6 protein-coding genes are annotated in these 8,575 nt (G+C 50.5%); 1 reads left to right on the forward strand and 5 read right to left on the reverse strand.

All coding sequences use genetic code 11. The features are described from left to right. Positions 1-1,467 (forward strand): PhoPQ-activated pathogenicity-related family protein (locus tag BS639_RS24100; protein ID WP_084984585.1); only part of this gene is annotated, 1,467 nt, incomplete at its 5' end. Positions 1,468-1,554: 87 nt separating this feature from the next. Here BS639_RS24100 and dppF read toward each other — a convergent pair. The 5 genes from dppF to dppA all read right to left on the reverse strand — a co-directional run bounded on the left by dppF (position 1,555) and on the right by dppA (position 7,281). Beyond that, a complete protein-coding gene (gene dppF, locus BS639_RS24105; protein ID WP_055775733.1) occupies positions 1,555-2,565 on the reverse strand; it encodes a dipeptide ABC transporter ATP-binding subunit DppF in 1,011 nt (336 codons plus the stop codon). After that, entirely contained in the window at positions 2,555-3,577 is a 1,023-nt protein-coding gene (gene dppD / locus BS639_RS24110) for a dipeptide ABC transporter ATP-binding protein (protein ID WP_055775730.1), read from the reverse strand. The genes dppF and dppD overlap by 11 nt, the downstream gene beginning before the upstream one ends. A gap of 10 nt (positions 3,578-3,587) precedes the next feature. Beyond that, positions 3,588-4,502 (reverse strand): dipeptide ABC transporter permease DppC, encoded by a 915-nt coding sequence (gene dppC / locus BS639_RS24115; RefSeq protein ID WP_055775727.1) that lies wholly within the window; start codon positions 4,500-4,502, stop codon positions 3,588-3,590. Between the two features lie 10 nt (positions 4,503-4,512). After that, complete coding sequence (gene dppB / locus BS639_RS24120; RefSeq protein WP_055775724.1) at positions 4,513-5,532, reverse strand: dipeptide ABC transporter permease DppB; 1,020 nt, start codon at positions 5,530-5,532, stop codon at positions 4,513-4,515. Positions 5,533-5,673: 141 nt separating this feature from the next. Beyond that, positions 5,674-7,281, reverse strand: coding sequence for a dipeptide ABC transporter periplasmic-binding protein DppA (gene dppA / locus BS639_RS24125; RefSeq protein WP_084984586.1), 1,608 nt, complete (start codon positions 7,279-7,281; stop codon positions 5,674-5,676). Positions 7,282-8,575 lie beyond the last annotated feature (1,294 nt).

The following is an 8,575-nucleotide window of genomic DNA, read 5'->3' on the forward strand; positions in this document are numbered from 1 at the left end:
GCTTTATACACCGCACTCTCTATTAGCCAGACACTACATGCCCAACCCTTACAGCGTGAAACAGACATCAAGAATGAAAGCCATTTTCATACTCTGCTATTTGAATATCAAAAAAAATCTAAAGAGCTTCCATTAAATGCAATATTCATTAAAGAGGAAAAACTGCAAGGGGTTAGAGTTCGACATTATCGGCTTACTTTTCAAATCCCAAAATCGGAACAGAATTTTAAAGAAGATAAATGGCTGCATGACGTAATTTTTTACATCCCTGACAAACCCTATCTGGAACGTTCTCTACTTATTATCAACAATGGTATAAATAATCCTTCATCCGGTCAAAGTGTGGCAAAACCTACCGACTTTACGGTCGACATGCTGGTTAAACTCGCCAATCAAACTCATACTATTGTCACCTCAATCAGCGATATACCTAACCAATATCTCATCGACGAAAAAGACGATAAACCCCGCAAAGAAGATGACAGCATAGCCCACAGCTGGCATCTTTTTATGAACGACACGGCCAAGAACGTTCCGCTTCAACTGCCCATGACTGCGGCCGTTTCGCAAGCCATGTCACTGGCTGAGCGAGTGCTAAAAGAGTGGGATATAAAAACCTTCATCGTTACTGGCCTGTCTAAACGCGGATGGACAGCCTGGCTAACCGCCATTTCCGACCCTCGCGTTGATGCTGTTGTGCCTTTCGTTATTGATTTACTGAATCAACGCAAGGCACTCACGCATATGTATAACGTCTATGGCGGAAACTGGCCAATTGCCTTCGCACCCTATTACAATGAAAATATTGATACGCAAATAAACACGTCGCAATTTTCAAAGTTAATGCAAGTTCAAGATCCACTCGCCTACGCCAACGGTCAATACAAAGAAAGGTTGAGTATTCCAAAATATATTATCAATGCCAGTGGTGATGATTTCTACGCACCCGACAATGCTCAATTTTATTACGATAAACTGCCGGGTGAGCGCTCTCTCAGGGTTATACCTAATTCAAACCATTACGGCGTAAAAGCGTTTGCAGTACAGACCTTAACTTATTTTATAAACCGTATTCAACAAAATGCCAAATTACCTGACATTCGCGTTACTGTGGAAAAACACAGCAATGCAGAAACGCTAACCCTGCACTTTTCAGAACGCCCCGTCAGGCTCTCATTGTGGTCTGCAAATAACCCGCACTCACGTGATTTCCGTTTCGCCTGTAATATTCGCTATCAACAGTCCGCTCTCCCACTTCCTGTAAATAACGCAATGCAGCTTAACTTGGTCTATCCCCCCCAAGGATGGAGTGCCGCTTTTATTGAAGCGACCTTCAGCGACGGATACGTGGCTACCACACCCATCTTCATTTCGAAAGACGATACTTACCCTGACAAAGCACCTGAAAAAATTGGCTCGGCATGTCAGACGCTTCCTGGTCGAGGATTAGGGCTGGCGACGGAATAATTAAAATTAACGCGGTGGGTGAAATTCACTAACCCTGCGGAGAATAAATACGTCACCGACCCGTGGCTGACCGGTGACGTTAACAGATTAGACGCTGGTTTTTTCCTGCTCGTCCTGATCGACGGCAAAGCAGGCTACGAGCTGATCACCGTACTGTTTCAACTGCGGCTGAAATTGCGTGCAGGTGCTAAAAGCACGGCGACAGCGCGCATTAAACGCACAACCAGCAGGTGGATTTAACGGGCTCGGCAGTTCACCGGTAAGCTTGATACGCTCACGGCGGTCGTCCGGATTCAGTCGCGGTGTTGCCGACAGCAGCGCTTGGGTATACGGGTGGCGAGGATGACTAAATACCGCCTCTTTTGAGCCCTTTTCCACACAGCGTCCGAGATACATCACCATCACTTCGTCAGCAATGTGTTCAACCACCGACAGGTCGTGCGAGATAAACACGTACGACAGGCCGAGATCCTGCTGCAAATCCATCATCAGGTTTAATACCTGAGCTCGAACAGAGACGTCCAGCGCCGAGACCGGTTCGTCGGCAATCACCACGTCTGGGTCAAGCATCAGGCCGCGAGCGATGGCGATTCGCTGACGCTGGCCGCCGGAGAACATGTGCGGATAGCGGTCATAGTGCTCGGTTTTTAGGCCGACTTTGGCCATCATCGCCAGCGCTTTCTCACGACGCTCGGCGCTGCTCAACTTGGTATTGATCAGCAGTGGCTCTTCGAGGATTTGCCCAACTTTCTTGCGTGGATTCAGCGAGCCATAGGGGTTCTGGAACACAATCTGGATTTTCTGACGGCGCAGCTTCTCTGCGGTGACGTCAGGCTTCAGCAGGTCCTGTCCCTGATAATACAGCTCGCCGTGGCTAGGCACCTCAATCATAGTCAGGAGACGGCCAAGCGTTGACTTACCGCAGCCAGATTCGCCGACGACCGCCAGCGTTTTCCCACGTTCCAGTTCAAAAGAAACGCCGTCCAGCGCTTTTACGGTGCGCTCAGGTTTAAACAATCCCCCCTTCACCGCGTAGTGTTTTTTCAGATCAATCGCTTTCAGCAGCGGGTGCTTTACGGCAGTTTGATTAAGACTCATAGGTTGGTCTCCCCGCATCATCCAGCGGATAATGACATTTGGACTGACGGCCAGGTGCACCCTGTAATTCAGGTTCTTCTTTACGGCAGCGATCGTTGGCATACGGACAGCGCGGGTTAAGCAGGCAGCCGTTTGGACGGTCATATTTGCCCGGCACGACGCCCGGCAGAGACTGGAGTCGCGCTTTATCCGTTGAAAACTCCGGCAGCGAACGCAACAGCGCCTGAGTGTAAGGATGGCGAGGCGCACGGAAAATCTCGGTAGAACGCCCAGTCTCAACCACCTGGCCAGCGTACATCACGATGATGTGATGCGCCGCTTCTGCCACCAGGGCCAAATCGTGGGTTATCAACATCAACGCCATATTTTCTTTCTGCTGTAACTCAAGCAGCAGTTCGATGATTTGCGCCTGAATAGTCACGTCGAGCGCGGTGGTCGGCTCATCGGCAATCAGCAGTTTGGGGCGACAGGCAATCGCCATCGCAATCATGACGCGCTGGCTCATACCGCCCGAAAGCTGATGCGGATACACGTCAAGCCTTGAGGCTGGGTCGGGGATACCGACTAGGTTAAGCAGGTCAATAGTGCGCTGACGGCGGGTCTTCTTATTGCCGCCCTGATGCACCTTAATCGCTTCCATAATCTGGAAACCGACGGTGTAACAAGGATTAAGGCTGGTCATCGGGTCCTGGAAGATCATCGCGACTTCAGAGCCGACGATTTGCCGACGCTGCTTTTCACTGATGCCCTGCAGATTTTGACCGCCAAATTCCAGCGTGTCGGCCATCACTTTTCCGGGAAAGTCGATCAGTCCCATCAGCGCCAGCGAGCTGACGGATTTACCTGACCCCGACTCGCCGACGATGCCCACAACCTCACCCTGCTTCACGGTGTAACTGATGCGGTCTACGGCGCGAAAAGGTTGTCCTTCATTTCCAAAATGTACCGACAGTTTATTCACGGTCAGCAGCGTTTTGCCAACCGGTACGTCTTCAATCAGTGTCGTTTCCATCTCTCGCCCCTTACTGCTTGAGTTTCGGGTCGAGGGCGTCGCGCAGGCCATCCCCCATCAGGTTAAATGCCAATACCGTAAGCAGAATAGTCACGCCAGGGAAGGTCACGACCCACCAGGCGCTTTGCGCGAACTGCAGAACATCGGAAAGCATTGTGCCCCACTCAGGCGTTGGCGGCTGTGCGCCCATACCGAGGAAGCCGAGAGCCGCCATGTCGAGAATGGCGTTGGAAAAGCCTAGAGAAGCCTGCACGATCAGTGGAGCCAGACAGTTAGGCAGAATATTCACAAACATCTGACGCGTCGCACTGGCACCGGCCACGCGGGAAGCAGTGACGTAGTCGCGATTGACCTCCACCAACACCGCCGCGCGAGTTAAACGCACATAGTGTGGCAGTGCAACAAAGGTCAGCGCCAGCGAGGCGTTAACGATTGAAGGCCCAAAAATAGCCACCAGAACCAAAGCCAGCAGCAGGCTTGGCAGTGCCAGCATGATATCGACCACGCGCATGATAATGGCATCGACCACGCCGCCGTAGTAACCGGCAAACAGGCCGAAAATAACGCCGAGGATCAGCGAAAGCACGACCACCAGACAGCCCACTAACAGCGACAGGCGCGCACCATACATCAGGCGAGTCAGAATATCGCGGCCCACGTCGTCAGTGCCTAACAGGAATTTCCAGCTGCCGCCTTCCATCCACACCGGCGGTTTCAGCAGCGCATCGCGGAACTGTTCGGCCGGTCCGTGCGGTGCCAGTACGTTGGCGCCAATGGCCAACACCAGCATGATAATGATGTAAACCAGACCGGTAACGGCCCCTTTATTTCGCTTGAAGTAGTGCCAAAACTCACGCATTGGCGGCATGGGCGTCGGTGCGCCCGTAACCCGTTCACCGGCGACAGGTTCAGTAACTTGAGTCATTGTGCGCCTCTTATTTCTTGTGACGAATACGCGGGTTAACAATGCCGTACAGCACGTCGACCAACAGGTTAACCAGGATAATCAGCGTAGCGACCAGCAACACGCCGCCCTGAACCACCGGATAATCGCGGCGTTGCAGGGCTTCAATCAGCCAGCGTCCAACGCCGGGCCAAGAGAAGATGGTTTCAGTCAAAATCGCCCCGCCGAGCAGCGTACCGACCTGCAAACCAATCACTGTCACCACCGGCAGCATCGCATTACGCAGCGCGTGAACCACGATAACCCGCATGCGGCTTACGCCTTTGGCGCGTGCGGTGCGGATATAATCCTCACCCAACACTTCCAGCATCGAGGAGCGCGTCATACGCACGATAACCGCCAGAGGGATGGTGCCCAACACAATAGCGGGAAGGATCATGTGCATCACCGCGTCTTTGAAATCACCCGGGCCACCCCAGATAAGGGTGTCGATCAGCGTAAAGCCGGTTAACGGCAGACTGTCATCGAGGAAGACGGTATCGCTTATTCGCCCCGAAACGGGCGTGAGGTTCCAGTGCACCGAGACCAGCATGACCAGCATGATCCCCCACCAGAAAATCGGCATCGAATAGCCGGTGAGAGAGATCCCCACCGCCGTATGGTCAAAAATAGAACCTCGCTTGACCGCGGCCAGCACCCCGACGGGAATACCCACGATGACCGCAAAAATCATCGCGCAGATACCGAGTTCCAGCGTGGCTTCAAAGCGGGGCAAAAACTCATGCCAGACGGGTGTATGGCTGCTCAACGACATGCCCAAATCACCGTGCAGCACGCCGTTTACGTAATGGAAATATTGTTGATAAAGCGGCTTGTCGAGGCCCATTTCTGTCATCAACTGAGCATGGCGCTCAGGAGATACACCGCGCTCACCGGCCATAATAGTCACGGGGTCGCCGGGGATGAGGTGCACGAAGGCGAAGGTCAGCAAAGTAATGCCGATAAACGTTGGGATAACTAACCCCAAACGTCGGAGTATGAACTGCAGCATATCCCGTACTCTCTGTATAAAATGCCCGGCGAACCGTAGCTCGCCGGGCTTATTGTTAACTCACATTGCTTTTAACGATTTACATCTTTAAAAGTTCAGTCCGCTTTGAGCGTGCCCTCTTTCAACACGCCCAATGGGCCATTACTTGATGTCGACGTTTTCGAAGTGGTGCTTGCCCAGTGGATCAACCACATAGCCTGTCACTTCTTTACGGACAGGTTCGTATACGGTGGAGTTGGCAATAATCAGCGCCGGAGCCTGGTCATGCATAATCACCTGAGCCTGCTTGTAGAGCGCAATACGTTTGTCGTGATCGGGTTCAGCACGGGCTGGCTGGATCACATCTTCAAACGGCTTGTAGCACCATCTTGAATAGTTGGAACCGTCTTTGGCCGCCTGGCAACTGAACAGGGTGGCGAAGAAGTTATCCGGATCCCCATTGTCACCGGTCCAGCCCATCATCACAGTCTGGTGTTCGCCATTTTTAGCACGCTTGAGGTACTCGCCCCACTCGTAGGTCACGATGGTGGCTTTCACGCCAATTTTTGACCAGTCGGCCTGAATCATCTCGGCCATGCGGCGAGCATTCGGGTTGTAAGGACGTTGAACCGGCATTGCCCACAGGTCGATAGCGAAACCGTCAGGCATACCGGCTTCTTTCAGCAACTCTTTGGCTTTCGCAGGATCGTATGGGTAGTCTTTAACGTCGTTGTTGTAGCCCCACATAGTTGGTGGGATCAGGTTTTTGGCCGCTTGACCCGCGCCCTGATAAACCGCATCGATAATCGCCTGCTTGTTCACGGCCATGGTCAGCGCCTGACGAACTTTGACGTTATCTAACGGTTTTTTCTCAGTATTGAACGACAGATAGCCCACGTTCAGGCCCGGCTCTGACAGCAGATTGATATTTTTGTCTTTCTTCATAGCCGCGATGTCTGCCGGGTTCGGGTACGGCATCACCTGACATTCGTTCTTCTGCAGTTTTGCATAGCGTACTGACGCGTCCGGCGTGATGGAGAACACCAGGCGATCGAGCTTAGGCTGAGTGCCCCAGTAACCTTTGAACGCGGTGTACAAAATGCGGGAATCTTTCTGGTACTGCATCATCTGGAACGGACCAGTACCGATTGGGTTCAGGTCGACTTTCTCAGGCGTACCGGCTTTCATCATGTTGTCGGCGTATTCGGAAGACAGCACGGACGCGAAATCCATCGCCATGTCGGCCAGGAACGGCGACTCAGGATGGTTAAGCACGAACTGAACGGTGTGGTCATCCACTTTGACGATTTTGCTGATCAGGTCGCCCATGCCCATACCGTCGAAGTATTCATAGTTACCGCCCGACACTTTATGGTACGGATTAGCGGTATCTTTTTGACGATTGAACGAGAACAGCACGTCGTCGGCGTTGAAATCACGCGTTGGCTTAAAGTCTTTACTTGATTGCCATTTCACACCCTGACGCAGGTGGAAAGTGTACGTTTTGCCGTCCGGGCTCACGTCCCACTTTTCAGCCAGGCCCGGCTGAATTTCTGTGGTGCCGGTTTTGAACTCAACCAGACGGTTATAAATTGGAACGGAGCTGGCATCGTAGGTAGTACCCGAGGTGAAAAGCTGCGGGTTGAAGCCTTCTGGCGAACCTTCAGAACAATAAACTAACGTTTTTGCCTGAACGCTGGCCGCCACTGTCAGCGCAATCAGACCCAAACTAAACTTCAGCAGGCCTGACTTACCCAAGGAAATTCTCATCGCTTTTGCTCCATTTATTAATGGTGATGTGGATGTGTGTGTTGTGTTTCAGCTCACCCTGCCCTTTATTTTTTATTTACGGGCGGAAGTGTGTGTCTGGAAGCTGCAGAAGTGATGTTTCAGGCGTGCGACAAACGCCACCAGAAATGTTTTATTGGAAACAATTGCACCAAAAAAGGGTGCAAATAATTACCGGATGAATCTTCTGGTCAATCCTGTTCACATCAATTTCGCAACTCTCTCAGGCGTCGTCAATATAACCCTCAGGCTTTTACAAAGACTGTGAGTAACAGCAAACAAACATAAAAAAACAGAGAATTAACATTTACAGGATTAATATTTAGACAACGAGCATGATCTTGGCAGATAAAACCAGTCGCATGACAATAATCAGCGAATAACGCCACGTAAAAAGTCTAAAAAGGCCGCGCTAAATGTCGATTATCTGAACGGTTATTTTTCAAATTTGGGTAATTGGCAGCGGAAAATGCTGATAGCCAGCGAGAAAGCGGTGTGCGAAATGCGCTTATTTCACTATTGAAATAAACCTTTCAGGCCTGAAAAAGACCATTTGCGCCATTATGGTGCAGGTGTTGCACGCAAGTAGGCAGGCCGACCCATCCGAGCTTTTTTGCTTATGATCCCTAAAGACAGGCTAGGGTGCTGTGTGCAGGTGATAAACCATTGATAAGCGATTTTACGAGACGAGGATTCGGATTGCAGATGAAGATTGCACCACGTATTTATCCTTAATGGAGGAAAAAAAGAAAATATTGCGTCAATCTATAGCAGAACGCTCCCCGGAAAGTTAGGATCGTATCAGAGAGATGGCTGATGAAATGATCCTGTAAACGGGGCTTCATTTGATGCGTAAAGACCTCCATAATCCATCATAGACAGGTTCTCGATGTCAGCGCTGACGTAACACAATCCACTCCATACAGGCTGAACGGAGTCTACAACTTCACCCTGCGTTGGGGTTTAATGAAGCCACACTTGTAGTGCTCAACTGATTAAAATAAAACCGACACCTTGCAAGATAATAAAAACTTATTATATTTATATATATAAAATACAAAATGAGTTATTTCCTAAGAAAAATCCTAAGTAAAAATAGCGTTATTTAATACAATCGCCGCAGATTGCGATTAATCTTCATAATTTCAGCAATATGGCTTATTTGGCTATTAACATTATTGCAATCTCTCAATTACTTCCTATAATCGAATTTAACTGCTTATTCTGGGCGCCTGCCCGATCAACTGTTATGGACAACAGTCACCTATAATAATAC

Origin of the sequence: Rouxiella silvae (assembly GCF_002093625.1) — a bacterium.
Lineage (GTDB): Bacteria > Pseudomonadota > Gammaproteobacteria > Enterobacterales > Enterobacteriaceae > Rouxiella > Rouxiella silvae.

Coding starts and splice junctions, on each gene's coding strand:
- dppF (WP_055775733.1), bottom strand. CDS start 2,565: ATGAGTCTTAATCAAACTGCCGTAAAGCACCCGCTGCTGAAAGCGATT.
- dppD (WP_055775730.1), bottom strand. CDS start 3,577: ATGGAAACGACACTGATTGAAGACGTACCGGTTGGCAAAACGCTGCTG.
- dppC (WP_055775727.1), bottom strand. CDS start 4,502: ATGACTCAAGTTACTGAACCTGTCGCCGGTGAACGGGTTACGGGCGCA.
- dppB (WP_055775724.1), bottom strand. CDS start 5,532: ATGCTGCAGTTCATACTCCGACGTTTGGGGTTAGTTATCCCAACGTTT.
- dppA (WP_084984586.1), bottom strand. CDS start 7,281: ATGAGAATTTCCTTGGGTAAGTCAGGCCTGCTGAAGTTTAGTTTGGGT.